The sequence below is a fragment of the Micromonospora sp. NPDC004551 genome, from assembly GCF_040609975.1.
Lineage (GTDB): Bacteria > Actinomycetota > Actinomycetes > Mycobacteriales > Micromonosporaceae > Micromonospora.
Genome location: NZ_JBEXLM010000028.1, coordinates 1 through 13,154, shown reverse-complemented (window position 1 = coordinate 13,154; position 13,154 = coordinate 1). Strand labels below are relative to the sequence as shown.

Below are 13,154 nucleotides of genomic sequence, written 5' to 3'. Positions count from 1 at the left end.
CGGCATGACGACGCTGCTCGCGATCGGCACCGGCAAGGGACTCTTCCTGGCCACCAGCACCGGCCGTCGGGACTGGGCGGTGAGTGGCCCGCACTTCCCGATGACCGGGGTCTACGCGGTTGCGGTCGACAAGCGCCCCGGCCGGCCCCGGGTGCTCGCCGGCATGACCAGCTCGCACTTCGGACCCAGCGTGGCCACCAGCGACGACCTGGGCGGCTCCTGGCAGGAGCCCGAGCAGGCGCCGGTGGCGTTCCCGGCCGACACCGGGGCCAGCCTGGGGCGGGTCTGGCAGCTCATCCCCGCCGGCCCGGACCGGCCCGACGTGGTGTGGGCGGGCGCCGAGCCGTCCGCGCTGTTCCGCTCCGACGACGGCGGGCGCAGCTTCAGCCTGGTCCGGGCGCTCTGGGACCACCCGCACCGGGAGCGCTGGGGTGCCGGCTTCGGCGGCCAGGCCGTCCACAGCGTGCTCCCGCACCCGCGTGATCCGAGCCGGATGGCGGTGGCGATGTCCACCGGCGGGGTCTACCGCACCGAGGACGCGGGAGGGAGCTGGGCGCCCGGCAACAGCGGGATCCGGGCCTACTTCCTGCCCGACGAGTGGCCCGAGTTCGGCCAGTGCGTCCACAAGATCGCCCGGGACGCCGGGGACCCCGAGCGCCTGTACGCGCAGAACCACCACGGGGTCTACCGCTCCGACGACGACGGGCGCACCTGGACCTCGATCGCCGCCGGCCTGCCCAGCGACTTCGGCTTCCCGATCGTGGCCCACCCGTCCCGCCCCGGCACGGTCTACGCCTTCCCGCTGACCGCCGACGGCGAGCGGTTCCCCACCGACCGGCGCTGCCGGGTCTACCGTTCGGCCGACGCGGGCGGGAGCTGGGAGGCGCTCACCGCCGGCCTGCCCGACGGGCCGTTCTACCCCTCGGTGCTGCGCGACGCCATGTGCGCCGACGACCACGATCGGGCCGGCGTCTACTTCGGCACCCGCTCCGGCGAGGTCTACGCCAGCGCCGACGAGGGCGACTCCTGGTCGCTGGTCGCCGCGCACCTGCCCGACGTGCTCTGCGTCCGGGCCGCGGAGGTCTGAGTGGCCACCGTGCTGCTGCCCGGCCCGCTCCGGTCCGAGGCGGGCGGGGAGAGCCGCTTGACCGTGGCCGCCGGCGGCACGCTGCGGGCGGTCCTCGACGAGGTGGCCACCATCTGGCCCCGGCTGGGCCGCCGGATCCGCGACGAGGGCGGCGACCTGCGCCGCTACGTCAACGTCTACGTCGACGGTGAGGACTGCCGCCACACCGGCGCCCTCGACACCCCCGTCCCGGACACGGCCGAGGTCCAGATCCTCCCCTCGGTAGCCGGCGGCTGACCCCGCCCGGCGTACTGATGCCGGGTGAGCTGCGCCACCCCGGATCGGCCCCGCGGCGGAATAGTTGCTTCGTCAAATATGTTGTGCGGAGCGATTCCGGGCCGGAGCGGTCCGGACCCCACGCGAGGAGCTGGTCATGCAGTTCGGGATCTTCACCGTCGGCGACGTCACGGTCGACCCGACCACCGGGCGGCCGCCGTCCGAGCATGAGCGGATCAAGGCCATGGTGGCCATCGCGCTCAAGGCCGAGGAGGTCGGGCTGGACGTGTTCGCCACCGGCGAGCACCACAACCCGCCGTTCGTGCCGTCGTCGCCGACCACCATGCTCGGCTACATCGCGGCCCGCACCGAGCGGCTGTTGCTGTCCACCGCCACCACGCTGATCACCACCAACGACCCGGTGAAGATCGCCGAGGACTACGCGATGCTCCAGCACCTGTCCGGCGGCCGGGTGGACCTCATGATGGGCCGCGGCAACACCGGCCCCGTCTACCCCTGGTTCGGGCAGGACATCCGCAACGGCATCCCGCTCGCCATCGAGAACTACGACCTGCTGCACCGGCTGTGGCGGGAGGACGTGGTCGACTGGAAGGGCCGGTTCCGCACCCCGCTGCAGTCGTTCACCTCGACCCCGCGCCCGCTCGACGGCGTGCCGCCGTTCGTCTGGCACGGCTCGATCCGCAGCCCCGAGATCGCCGAGCAGGCCGCCTACTACGGCGACGGCTTCTTCGCCAACCACATCTTCTGGCCCAAGGAGCACACCCAGCGGATGATCGGCCTCTACCGGCAGCGCTTCGCGCACTACGGCCACGGCTCCGCCGACCAGGCCATCGTCGGCCTCGGCGGCCAGGTCTTCATGCGGAAGAACTCCCAGGACGCGGTCCGCGAGTTCCGGCCGTACTTCGACAACGCCCCGGTCTACGGGCACGGGCCGTCCCTGGAGGAGTTCACCCGCGAGACCCCGCTGACCGTGGGCAGCCCGCAGCAGGTCATCGACCGCACGCTGGGCTTCCGCGAGTACGTCGGCGACTACCAGCGCCAGCTCTTCCTCATGGACCACGCCGGGCTGCCGCTGAAGACGGTCCTGGAGCAGCTCGACATCCTGGGGGAGGAGGTCGTCCCGGTGCTGCGCAAGGAGTTCGACTCGCTGCGCCCGGCGCACGTGCCCGAGGCGCCGACGCACGCCTCGCTGCTGGCCGCCGCGGGCGGCGCCAAGGACAGCACCGTGCACGCCGTCGACGACGTGACCGGCAAGGCGCCCGAGGAGGCCCGATGACCAGCCGCAGCCTGACCGTGGTCTCGGCCGGCCTCAGCCAGCCCTCGTCGACCCGGCTGCTCGCCGACCAGCTCGCCGCGGCCGCCCGCGACGAGCTGGTCAGGCGCGGCGCCGAGGTGGAGATCCGCACGCTGGACCTGCGCGAGCACGCCCACGACATCGTCAACAACCTGCTCACCGGCTTCCCGCCGGCCGCCCTGCGGACCGCGCTGGACGCCGTCGCGGGCGCGGACGGGCTGATCGCGGTCACCCCGATCTTCAACGCCTCGTACAGCGGGCTGTTCAAGTCCTTCTTCGACGTGGTCGAGAAGGAGGCGCTGGCGGACCGGCCGGTCCTGATCGGCGCCACCGGCGGCACCGCCCGGCACTCGCTCGCCCTGGAGCACGCGGTCCGGCCGATGTTCGCGTACCTGCGGGCGGTCGTGGTGCCGACGGCGGTCTTCGCCGCGTCGGAGGACTGGGCCGGCGACGGCGACGACAGCGCGCTGCGCGCCCGGATCCGGCGGGCCGGCACCGAGCTGGCCGAGCAGGTGGACCGCCGTCCGGCGGCGACCGGCCCGGCCGACCCGTTCGCGCTCACGACCAGCTTCGAGGACCTGCTCGCCGGCCGCGACCCCGCCTGAGCCGGCCGCCTTTCAGCCCGCTGCCGGCCGGCGACCTCAGTCGTCGGCCGGCTCGTACGGGTGGGCCACCAGCACCGGACAGTGGGCGTGCTGCACCAGCGCCTGGCTCACCGAGCCGAGCAGCAGCCCGGCGAAGCCGCCCCGGCCCCGGGAGCCGACCACCACCAGGGCGGCCTCGCCGCTCGCCTCGATGAGCGCCTGCTCCGGCGACTCGCCCCGCAGGGGCCGCTCGACCACGCGCAGCACCGGATGGTCCGTGCGGATCCGGGCGGCCGCCCCGGCCAGCAGCTCCGCCGACTCGGCCTGCGCGGCGGCGGTGGCCTCCGCGGCGGCGTCCGGCGCCACCGCGCCCCGCTCCGGCGTGCGGACCTGCACCAGCACCAGCTCGGCGTCCCGGCGGACCGCCTCGTCGGCGGCGAGCCGCACGGCGTGCCCGGCCGGCTCGGAGCCGTCCACCCCGACCAGCACCGGCCCCTGCACCGGGATCGGCTGCTCCGCCGGGCGGACCACCAGCGCCGGGCAGTGCGCGTGCTGCGCCACCTGGTTGCTGACCGAGCCGAGCAGCAGCCCGGCGAAGCCACCCACGCCCCGGCTGCCCACCACCACGAGCTCCGCCCGGCGGGACTCCTCGATCAGGGTGACGCCCGGACCACCGGCCACCTGGCGCACCTCCACCCGCAGGCCCGGATGCCGGTCGGCCAGCTCGGCGCCCACCTGCTCCAACATCTTCCGCGACTCCTCGGTCGGCGCGGGCACCCCGAGGTCGTACGGGTTGAGCGGCACGCCGTAGCCGAGCGGGTGCAGGTAGCCGTGCACCACGTGCAGCGGCCGGGACCGCGCCACGGCGGCCCGGGCGGCGTGTTCGGCGGCGGTGAGGCTGGTCGACGATCCGTCGACGCCCACCACGACTGGTCGGTTCATCGGCATCCCTCCGGTCGGCTCCGCCCATTGTCGACGACGACCCCGCCGTCCGAGCCCGAACCCGGCCGTCCGCGCCGGCCGAGGGGGATGAGGGCCGGCGCGGACGGGGGTCGGTCAGCCCGCGGCGGGGCCCCGGCGGTGCCGGACGATGGCCAGCGGGCTGCGCGCGTGGTGCAGCACGGCGTGGCTGACCGAGCCGAGCAGCAGCCCACCCAGGCTGCCCCGGCCGTGCGCGCCGACCACGACCAGCTGCGCGCCGGCGGACTCCGCCACCAGCGCCGCCGCCGGGGCGCCGGCGACCACCTTCCGCCGTACCCGCACCTCGGGATGGCGCTCGGCCCAGCCGGCGATCGCCTCGGCGAGCACCCGCTCCTGCTCCGCGCGCAGCTCCTCAGGGTCGTACGTCAGCGGCACGAGGTCGCCGGGGCCGACCGGGGCCGGGTAGAGCCAGGCATGCACCGCCACCAGGTCCGCGCCGCGCTGCGCCGCCTCGGCGAACGCGAAGCCGATGGCCTCGGTGGACAGGGCGGAGCCGTCCACGCCGACCACGACCGGCCCGTCGGCGCGCGGCTCGCCCCGCACCACCAGCACCGGGCAGTCCGTGCGGGCGGAGAGCCCCACGGCGGCCGAGCCGACCAGCAGCTCGGCGAAACCACCGAGCCCGCGGTGGCCGAGGACCAGCAGGGCCGCGTCCCGGCTCTCCTCCACCAGCACCGGGACGGCGGCGCCCTCGCCACCGCGCCGCTCACCGGCACCTCGGCGTCGACCTTGCGCGCCTCGTCGAGCGCCTCGGCGACCAGCTCCTCCGCCTCCTGCCGCAGCTCCTCGTGCGGCAGCGTGGCCGCCACGGGGCCGAGCGGGGTGCCGAGCAGCGGCCACTGGAACGCGTGCACCACCCGCAGGGGCCGGTGCCGGTCGGCCGCCTCCCGCGCGGCCACCCGGACCGCGTCCAGGGCGGTGGGGGAACCGTCCACGCCCACCACGACGGGGGCGCCGGATCTGTCGGTCATCACGTCCTCCTTCGTCCGGCTCCAGGCTGCTCCGGCGCGCGGCCGGCCGGCAGAGGCGATGCGCCCGGCCGGCCCGGGACCAACGGCCCTGCCGCTCCGGGCCGGACGGGTGTGCACTGGTGTCGGGACGAGCCCCGACCCGTGGGAGGCGTGCGACCGATGACCCCGCTGGAGATGCTCCGCGTACACCCCTTCCTCGCCGGGCTGCCCGAGGAGTGGCTGCCCCCGCTGACCGGCTACGCCCGTCCGGTGGTCTGGCACCCCGGGCACCGGCTGTTCCGGGCCGGGCAGCCGGCCGAACGGTTCTGGCTGGTCCGCGGCGGCCAGGTGGCGCTGGACTTCCCGGTGCCCCGCCGCGGCGACGTGGGGATCGAGACGATCGGCCCGGGCGGGGTTCTCGGCTGGTCGTGGCTCTTCCCGCCCTACCGGTGGCAGTTCGGGGCGGTGGCCGCGCAGCGCAGCACCGCGGTCGAGTTCAACGCCGCGGGGGTGCGCCGGCTCATGGAGTCCGACGACGCCCTCGGCCGGCAGCTCACCACCCGCTTCATGAGCGTCGTGGTGGACCGCCTGCACGCGTCCCGGGTGCGGCTGCTGGACCTGTACGGCTACCCGGCGGCGCTGCCGCCGACCGCCTGACCCGCCGAGTGCCGGTGGACGACCAGGTCGTCCACCTCCAGCCGGCCGATCCGCAGCTCACGGATCACCGCCCGGCGGACGGCCAGGCGGGCGATCACCAGCCGGCCGATCGCCACCGCCCCGATCGCCGCCACGGCGAGCGCCAGCGGCGCGGCCGCCGTCGGGCCCAGGGCACGCGGGCCGGCCGCCGTCGGGCCGACGACGCGGGCCCGGGGAGTACGGATCGGAAGCGCCCGGCTCCGCGGGCGCTGAAGCATCCTGTTCACCCGACGATCCTGCGCTTCCACCCGGTCCGCCCGGCGCCGGTCGAGCCGCCGGTCCACCCGCCGTGTGACGTGCGGGCCCGGTCCGCACGGCGATCCGCGCTCCGCCGGCTCACCCACCCGCCGGGCCAATGGTGACGGTGCGGATCGCCGGCGGCCGGCGCCGGGCCGATCGGCGCGGCCGGGACCGGCGCGGGGCGTCCCGAACCTGTCGGGGGGTCCGCGTATCCTCCGGCCGTGACCAGTGAGATGCAGCTCCGCCCGGTGCGCGACGAGGACCTGCCGGCGTTCTTCGCCCACGAGCAGGATCCGCAGGCCACCTGGATGGCCGCGTTCGGCCCGAAGGACCCGGCCGACCGGGCCGCCTTCGACGCGCACTGGGCCCGCATCCGCGCCGACCCGCGCATCGTGAACCGCACGGTCACGGTCGACGGCACGGTGGTCGGGCGCGTGGCCGCCTTCCCGGTGGGGGAGCGCACCGAGGTCAGCTACTGGATCGACCCGGCCCGCTGGGGCCGGGGCCACGCCACCGCGGCGCTCGCCGCGCTGCTGCGCGAGCTGCCGCAGCGGCCGGTGCACGCCCGCGCCGCCAAGGACAACGCCGCCTCCCTCGCCGTGCTGCGCAAATGCGGCTTCGTCGTGGTCGGCGAGGACTCGGGCTACGCGGCGAGCCGCGGCGCCGAGGTCGAGGAGTACGTCCTGGAGTTGCCCGCCCGGGCGGGTGAGCAGGCCGACCACTAGTCTCCCCCGGGTGAACTGGCTGGAACTCGTCGGCTGGGCCGGCTCCGCGCTGCTGGTCTGGTCGCTGCTGCAGACCCGCATCCTGCGGCTGCGTGCGCTCAACCTGCTCGGCTGCCTCATCCTGATCGGCTACAACGCCGCCGTGCACGTGTGGCCCATGGTCGGGCTCAACGTGGTGCTCGCCGTGATCAACGTCTGGTACCTGCGGCAGATGCTCGCCACCCGGCACGACGCGCAGACCTACGAGGTGGTCGAGGTGGGCACCGGCGACGCCTTCCTGGCCCACACCCTGCGGGTGCACGCCGCCGACATCGCCCGGTTCAACCCCGACTTCCGCTGGGACCCGCGCGCCACCGACCGCTCGGCGTTCCTGGTCGTCCGCGCCGACGAGGTGGTCGGCGTGGTGGTCTCGCACGCCGAGGCCGGCGGCGTGGCGCAGATCGACCTGGACTACGTGACGCCGCCCTTCCGCGACTTCACCCCCGGCGAGTTCGTCTACCGGCGCAGCCGGCTGTTCACCGACCGCGGCTTCCGCCGGGTGGTCAGCCCGCCCGGCATGGTCGCCCCCTACTACCACCGGCTCGGCTTCCGCCCCGAGGGCGACGCCTACGTGCTCGACCTGCCCGCCGCCACCTGAGCCGCGCCGGGAGGATTGCGTGACCCACCCGCGGGGCACAGAGGGGCGACGCCGCCCGGGCCACGGCCGGCGGCGGGGCGGCCACCGCGGTCCGCCCGGGTCGGGTCGAGGGGGAGAGAAGCGGGCGTGCAGAGCTACTGGAGCCAGCTGGCCCTGGTCGGAGTTCTGGTGATCGTCAACGCGGCCTTCGCCGGCAGCGAGATGGCCCTGGTCTCGCTGCGCGACAGCCAGCTCCAGCGGCTGGAACGCGGCAGCCGCGCCGGCCGCACCTTGGCCCGCCTGGCCAAGGACCCCAACCGGTTCCTCGCCACCATCCAGATCGGGATCACCCTGGCCGGATTCCTGGCCTCCGCCGCGGCGGCGGTGTCCCTCGCGAAACCCCTCGTCCCCCTGCTCGGGGTGTTCGGCGACGCCGCCGAGACGGTCGCCATCGTCGCGGTCACCCTGGTGCTGACCTTCGTGACGCTGGTCTTCGGTGAGCTGGCGCCCAAGCGGATCGCCATGCAGTCCGCCGAGCGGTGGGCTCTCGTCGTGGCCCGCCCGCTCGATCTGCTGGCCGCCGTCACCCGGCCGGCGGTCTGGGCCCTCGGCGCCACCAGCGACCTGGTGGTCCGCCTGTTCGGGCTGAACCCGAAGCACGAGCCGGACGAGATCGGCCCCGACGAGCTGCGCGACATCGTGGCCGGCAACCACGGCTTCACCAAGGAACAGCGGACCATCATCGCCGGCGCCGTGGAGATCGCCGACCGGCAACTGCGCGCCGTGCTCGTACCCCGGTTGCAGGTCTTCACCCTCGACAGCGGGACGACCGCGGAGGCCGCCCGGCTGGTCCTGGCCGCGACGGGCCACTCGCGGGCACCGGTGGTCCGGCACGGCGGCCTGGACGAGGCGGTCGGGGTGATCCACCTGCGCGACCTGGTCGGCGTTCCCGACGACCGGCCGGTGGACGAGATCGCCCGGCCGCCCATGCTGCTGCCCGACTCGCTGCCCGTGGTCGACGCGCTGCGCCAGTTCAAGGCGGAGCGCCAGCACATCGCGCTGGTGGTCGACGAGCGCGGCGCGGTGGACGGCATCGTCACCCTGGAGGACATCCTCGAGGAGATCGTCGGCGAGATCTACGACGAGACCGACCGGGACCTCGGCTCGGTCCGCACCGAGGAGGACGGGACGCTGGTGCTGCCCGGCACCTTCCCGGTGCACGACCTCACCGACCTCGGCGTCGAGCTGCCCAACCGGCCGCCCGGCGACTACACCACGATCGCCGGGCTCGTCCTCATCTGCCTGGGGCACATCCCCACCGTGACGGGGGAGCGGGTCCGCGTCGACGGCTGGGACCTGGCCGTGGGGGGCGTCGACCACCACGCCATCACCGAGGTACGGGTTCGCCGGCACAGCCGCCGCGACCGCACGGGGGACGGCGACGCCGGAGACGTCCCGGTGCTCGACGAGGCCCGCGGCTGACCCTCACCGGCGCCCGGCCGGCGGGCCGAACGGGAAGCCCGGCACCGGAGGGCGCAACTCCACCGAGTCGGCGGGAACCTGGACGGTGCTGCGCGCCAGCACCCGGGTGGCCGCGCGCAGCAGCCACGGCCCCGACGTGTGCCGCTCCGGCCCGAACAGCCGGCTGGTGACCCGGGTCCACCAGTGGCCGGTGACGATCACGTCGGTGATCCGCAGCCGTTCCGGCGGCCAGCCGCCCCGCACCACCACGTCGACCACCCGGCCCAACCGCCGGCCGCGCAGGTCGTACGCCGTCCGGCCGAGCAGCTCACCCGCTCGCACGGTGCGCTCCCGGGATCCGGTCGATCAGGTGCCGGCGCAGCCAGGTCTCCACCGGCGAGGGCGGCAGGTCGGCCGCGGGACAGCGCAGCCGCACCACGCTGTCCACCCGGTCGACCTGCGTGAGCGCGACGCGCAGCGGCGGCACCGGGCCGTCGTCGGTGAACCGGTTGGCGACGGCCACCAGCAGCCGCCCGATCCGGCCCCCGATCCGCTCCCCGAGCGCCGTCTGCCCGGTGAGCAGGCAGTCCACGTACGGGTGACCCTCTTCGTCGACGGCGAACGCGATGTCGTCGACCCGGCCGACCAGCCGGCCGTCGACGTCCACGATCTGCCGGTCGAGCAACTGTTTGGCGAGCTGGATCCTCATCGCCCCATCCTCGTGATGATCGCCAACGGGATCGCCGCCACCGAGGCGGCGATGATGAGCAGCAGGAACAGCGCCCCGAGCAGATTCGTCCACCACCCGTTGACCCGGTCGCCCAGGTAGATGCGGTCGTTCGCCACCACGAGGATCGGGAGGTAGGTCAGCGGCAGCACGACCGCGCTGAGCACCAGCATGTACTCGGTGAGCTGAACCGGGTCGACCGCGGTCATCAGCAGCAGCACACCGAGCAGCAGCCCGACCAGCAGCACACTGTGGAACCGGGCCGCCTCCCGCGGACTGACCCGCTTGCCCCACTGCCAGCCGAAGTACTGCGACGCCGCGTACGCGGCCGACAGCCCGGTCTCCAGCGCCGCCCCGAAGGTCACCGCGAAGAACGCCAGCACCGCGGCCGCCAGCCCGGCCCCGCCGAGGGCGGTCACCACCGGCCGCGCGACCGCGTCGAGGGTGTCCGGCGACGTCCCCGACGGGTGGTACGCCACGGTCGCCACGGCGATCAGCGACAGCGCCAGGAAACCGCCGACCGGGAAGCCGATCAGCACGTTCGAGCGGGCGTGCGCCAGGTCGGCGGCGCTCCACCGCTCCTCGACCCCGCCAGAGGAGAAGAAGAACACCTCGTAGGGGCTGACGGTCGACGCGAACAGGGCCACCGCCACGAACCAGTACACCGACCAGCCCGCCCCCGAGGATCCGACCCGCAGCGCCCCGTGCCCCAGCTCCGCCCAGTCGGTGGGCAGGGCGAACAGCGCGACCGCGAAGACCAGCAGCGCCAGCCCGGCCAGGCCGAAGACCCGCTCCATCAGCTCGAAGCGCATCCGCCACAGCACCAGCCAGACCGCCACCGCGGCCACCGGCACCCAGAGCAGGTGGCTGAGCCCCGTGGCGAGCTGCAACGCCAGCGCCACCCCGCCCAGCTCCGCGGCCAGGGTGATCACCGTGACCAGCCAGGAGGCGACCAGGTTGAGCAGCGCCACCCGTGGCCCCAGCCGCTCCCGGACCAGGTCGAACACCGCCCGGCCGCTCACCGCCGCGATCCGGCCGGCCATCTCGGCGTACGCGCAGATGCCCACCACCCCGACGAGCAGCACCCAGGCGTGGGCCATCCCGAAGCGGGCGCCCGCCTGGCTCGCCGCCACCAGGTCGCCGATGTCGACGAAGCCGCCGACGGCGGACAGCACGCCGAGCGTGGCGGCGAAGAGCTTCCTCACGTCGGTTCGGGCGCGGGCGGTCTCATCGACGCGACGATATCGGCGTCAGATCCCCCTTTTCGGGCGAATCGAGCAGCTGGGGTCAGGCCGGCGTGAGGTTCTGGAGCCGTACCTGGCCGCGCGCCACCAGCCGGCCGCCGTCGTCGGTGATCTCCACGAGCCAGAGCTGCTGGCTGCGGCCGCGATGGATCGGGGTGCCGACCGCGGTCAGCTCGCCGTCGCGGACGGCGCGCAGGAAGTCGGTCTGGTTGGACACGCCGACCACCTTGCCCTTGTCACCCAGCCACAGGGCGCCGCCGATGCTGGCCGCCGTCTCCACGACCGAGCAGTAGACCCCGCCGTGCTGGATCCCGTACGGCTGCTGCAGCTCCGGACGGACCTGCCAGCGGATGACCACCCGGTCCCCGCTCACCTCGTCGAGCTTCAGGCCCAGCAGGGCGACGAAGCCCCCGGTCACGTCCGGCGCCTCCACGGCGGCCCCCTCCTGTCGGTGGAGCCGCCAGCCTAGTCGCCCGTCGTCGCCAAACCCGGTACGGGCCGGGACCGCCGATGGGGGAGAATCGGTGACCGTGACCGACAGCAACCTCCCGCACGGGCGGGACTCCCTGACCGAAGACCTGCGGTGGCGGGGCCTGATCCAGGACTCGACCGGCCTCGACGAGCTGCGTGAGCTGCTCGACGGCGGGAGCGCCACCTTCTATGTGGGCTTCGATCCGACCGCGCCCAGCCTGCACGTCGGCCACCTCATGCAGGTCACCACCGCCCGCCGGCTCCAGCTCGCCGGGCACCGGCCGCTGCTGCTGGTCGGCGGCGCCACCGGCCAGATCGGCGACCCGAAGGAGAGCGCGGAGCGCACCCTCAACCCGCCAGAGGTGGTGGCGGGCTGGGTGCAGCGCATCCGCGACCAGCTCTCGCCGTTCGTCTCGTACACCGGGGAGAACGCGGCCCAGATGGTCAACAACCTGGACTGGACCGGCGAGATGTCGGTGGTGGAGTTCCTCCGGGACGTCGGCAAGCACTTCCCGGTGAACAAGATGCTGGCCCGCGAGGTGGTCAAGGCCCGGTTGGACAGCGGCATCAGCTTCACCGAGTTCAGCTACCAACTGCTCCAGGCCAACGACTTCTTCGAGCTGCACCGACGGCACGGCTGCCAGCTCCAGTACGGCGGCTCCGACCAGTGGGGCAACATCACCGCTGGGGTGGACTACGTCCGCCGGCGCGGCGCCGGGCCGGTGGAGGCGTTCGTGACGCCGCTGGTGACCAAGGCCGACGGCACGAAGTTCGGCAAGACCGAGGGTGGCGCGGTCTGGCTCGACCCGCAGATGACCAGCCCGTACGCGTTCTACCAGTTCTGGGTCAACGCCGACGACCGGGACGTGACCCGCTACCTGCGGTACTTCAGCTTCCGCTCCCGTGAGGAGCTCGAGGAGTTGGAGAAGGCCACGGCGGAACGGCCGCAGGCGCGACTCGCCCAGCGGGCGCTCGCCGAGGAGTTGACCACGCTGGTGCACGGCGAGCGGGAGATGGCCCAGGCGGTCGCGGCCAGCCAGGCGCTCTTCGGCCGCGGCTCGCTCGACGAGCTCGCTCCGGAGACCCTGCGCGCCGCGCTCACCGAGGCCGGCCTGGTGCACCTCGATGACCTGCCCGACGTCGCGGGGCTGCTCAAGGAGTCGGGCCTGGTGCCGAGCATGAAGGAGGCCCGGCGGGTCATCGCCGAAGGCGGCGCGTACGTCAACAACGTTCGCATCGCCGAGGTGGACGCGACGGTGTCGCCGGCGGACCTGCTGCACGGCCGCTACCTCGTGCTGCGCCGAGGCAAGCGCAACTTCGCGGGCGTTGAGCTGGGCAGATAGCCCCACATCGACGGTGTGACGCGGGACGCGCCCGGCGGATTTGACGATCAATCCGCCGGGCGCGTAACTTTCTCTCTGCCAGCGCGGAACGGACGAAACAGGGCGAAGCACCTGGAAGGCCGGAGCGCGGGACCGAATACGGGCGGTGCCCCGGATTCGCCGGGAGGCGGATTTGGTGAGGCGGAGCCGACCGGGTAAGGTTATTGGCCGGCAGGGATACGGACGAGCAAGCGGGAAACCGCGGCGGCCGTCCTGCCGAAACCCATGAAGCGTCCGGTGCGAACCGGTCGAATTGTGGTGCCCGGTAAAAGGGTGGAAGCACGACAAACCGCGAAACACCGGTTTGACACGGCAGAAACCACCGGGTAACGTAGTAAAAGTGCCCGGCGCGAGAGCGGCGGGTGTGGTTGGACGAAATGCCCCGGACGGGGATCCTGCTGAGCGGGATTTCTGGATGGT

Annotated in this window: 15 protein-coding genes and 1 pseudogene; 9 read left to right on the top strand and 7 right to left on the bottom strand. The window is 74.0% G+C overall.

Going from position 1 to position 13,154, the window contains the following annotated elements:
- Positions 1-4: 4 nt before the first annotated feature.
- From ABZW14_RS26725 to ABZW14_RS26710, 4 genes are all read left to right on the top strand, one after another.
- Positions 5-1,087 carry an exo-alpha-sialidase gene (locus tag ABZW14_RS26725; RefSeq protein WP_355351486.1) on the top strand — a complete coding sequence of 361 codons (1,083 nt, stop codon included), beginning with the start codon at positions 5-7 and terminating at the stop codon, positions 1,085-1,087.
- Positions 1,088-1,363 carry a MoaD/ThiS family protein gene (locus tag ABZW14_RS26720; protein WP_355351484.1) on the top strand — a complete coding sequence of 92 codons (276 nt, stop codon included), beginning with the start codon at positions 1,088-1,090 and terminating at the stop codon, positions 1,361-1,363.
- A gap of 136 nt (positions 1,364-1,499) precedes the next feature.
- Positions 1,500-2,639, top strand: a complete 1,140-nt coding sequence (locus ABZW14_RS26715; RefSeq protein ID WP_355351482.1) for an LLM class flavin-dependent oxidoreductase — start codon at positions 1,500-1,502, stop codon at positions 2,637-2,639.
- Positions 2,636-3,262 carry an FMN reductase gene (locus ABZW14_RS26710; RefSeq protein WP_355351480.1) on the top strand — a complete coding sequence of 209 codons (627 nt, stop codon included), beginning with the start codon at positions 2,636-2,638 and terminating at the stop codon, positions 3,260-3,262. Before ABZW14_RS26715 ends, ABZW14_RS26710 begins: the two co-directional genes overlap by 4 nt.
- Before the next feature lie 36 nt (positions 3,263-3,298).
- Here the strand turns inward: ABZW14_RS26710 and ABZW14_RS26705 are convergent, their stop codons facing one another.
- Both ABZW14_RS26705 and ABZW14_RS26700 read right to left on the bottom strand, forming a co-directional pair.
- On the bottom strand, positions 3,299-4,189 hold the full coding sequence (locus ABZW14_RS26705) for a universal stress protein (RefSeq protein WP_355351478.1): 891 nt from the start codon (positions 4,187-4,189) through the stop codon (positions 3,299-3,301).
- A 108-nt stretch (positions 4,190-4,297) separates the two neighbouring features.
- Positions 4,298-5,193 (bottom strand): annotated as a pseudogene (locus ABZW14_RS26700) (universal stress protein).
- 159 nt (positions 5,194-5,352) lie between these two features.
- On the opposite strand from ABZW14_RS26700, the gene ABZW14_RS26695 reads away from it, so the two are divergent.
- Positions 5,353-5,829 carry a cyclic nucleotide-binding domain-containing protein gene (locus tag ABZW14_RS26695; protein ID WP_355351476.1) on the top strand — a complete coding sequence of 159 codons (477 nt, stop codon included), beginning with the start codon at positions 5,353-5,355 and terminating at the stop codon, positions 5,827-5,829.
- Here ABZW14_RS26695 and ABZW14_RS26690 read toward each other — a convergent pair.
- Complete coding sequence (locus ABZW14_RS26690) at positions 5,799-6,086, bottom strand: hypothetical protein (protein ID WP_355351610.1); 288 nt, start codon at positions 6,084-6,086, stop codon at positions 5,799-5,801. The genes ABZW14_RS26695 and ABZW14_RS26690 overlap by 31 nt on opposite strands.
- Before the next feature lie 243 nt (positions 6,087-6,329).
- On the opposite strand from ABZW14_RS26690, the gene ABZW14_RS26685 reads away from it, so the two are divergent.
- From ABZW14_RS26685 to ABZW14_RS26675, 3 genes are all read left to right on the top strand, one after another.
- On the top strand, positions 6,330-6,833 hold the full coding sequence (locus ABZW14_RS26685; protein ID WP_355351474.1) for a GNAT family N-acetyltransferase: 504 nt from the start codon (positions 6,330-6,332) through the stop codon (positions 6,831-6,833).
- 10 nt (positions 6,834-6,843) lie between these two features.
- The gene (locus tag ABZW14_RS26680; RefSeq protein WP_355351472.1) at positions 6,844-7,470 is read left to right on the top strand and encodes a hypothetical protein; all 627 of its coding nucleotides are present in this window, start codon (positions 6,844-6,846) and stop codon (positions 7,468-7,470) included.
- Positions 7,471-7,596: 126 nt separating this feature from the next.
- Complete coding sequence (locus tag ABZW14_RS26675; protein ID WP_355351470.1) at positions 7,597-8,931, top strand: hemolysin family protein; 1,335 nt, start codon at positions 7,597-7,599, stop codon at positions 8,929-8,931.
- Positions 8,932-8,934: 3 nt separating this feature from the next.
- Here the strand turns inward: ABZW14_RS26675 and ABZW14_RS26670 are convergent, their stop codons facing one another.
- The 4 genes from ABZW14_RS26670 to ABZW14_RS26655 form a co-directional block, all read right to left on the bottom strand.
- Entirely contained in the window at positions 8,935-9,252 is a 318-nt protein-coding gene (locus tag ABZW14_RS26670) for a PRC-barrel domain containing protein (protein WP_355351468.1), read from the bottom strand.
- Positions 9,239-9,619, bottom strand: coding sequence for a hypothetical protein (locus ABZW14_RS26665; RefSeq protein WP_355351466.1), 381 nt, complete (start codon positions 9,617-9,619; stop codon positions 9,239-9,241). The genes ABZW14_RS26670 and ABZW14_RS26665 overlap by 14 nt, the downstream gene beginning before the upstream one ends.
- Positions 9,616-10,842 (bottom strand): divalent metal cation transporter, encoded by a 1,227-nt coding sequence (locus tag ABZW14_RS26660; protein WP_355351464.1) that lies wholly within the window; start codon positions 10,840-10,842, stop codon positions 9,616-9,618. Before ABZW14_RS26660 ends, ABZW14_RS26665 begins: the two co-directional genes overlap by 4 nt.
- 82 nt (positions 10,843-10,924) lie before the next feature.
- Entirely contained in the window at positions 10,925-11,314 is a 390-nt protein-coding gene (locus ABZW14_RS26655; RefSeq protein WP_355351462.1) for a PaaI family thioesterase, read from the bottom strand.
- Positions 11,315-11,411: 97 nt separating this feature from the next.
- On the opposite strand from ABZW14_RS26655, the gene tyrS reads away from it, so the two are divergent.
- Positions 11,412-12,695 carry a tyrosine--tRNA ligase gene (gene tyrS / locus ABZW14_RS26650; protein ID WP_355351608.1) on the top strand — a complete coding sequence of 428 codons (1,284 nt, stop codon included), beginning with the start codon at positions 11,412-11,414 and terminating at the stop codon, positions 12,693-12,695.
- Positions 12,696-13,154 lie beyond the last annotated feature (459 nt).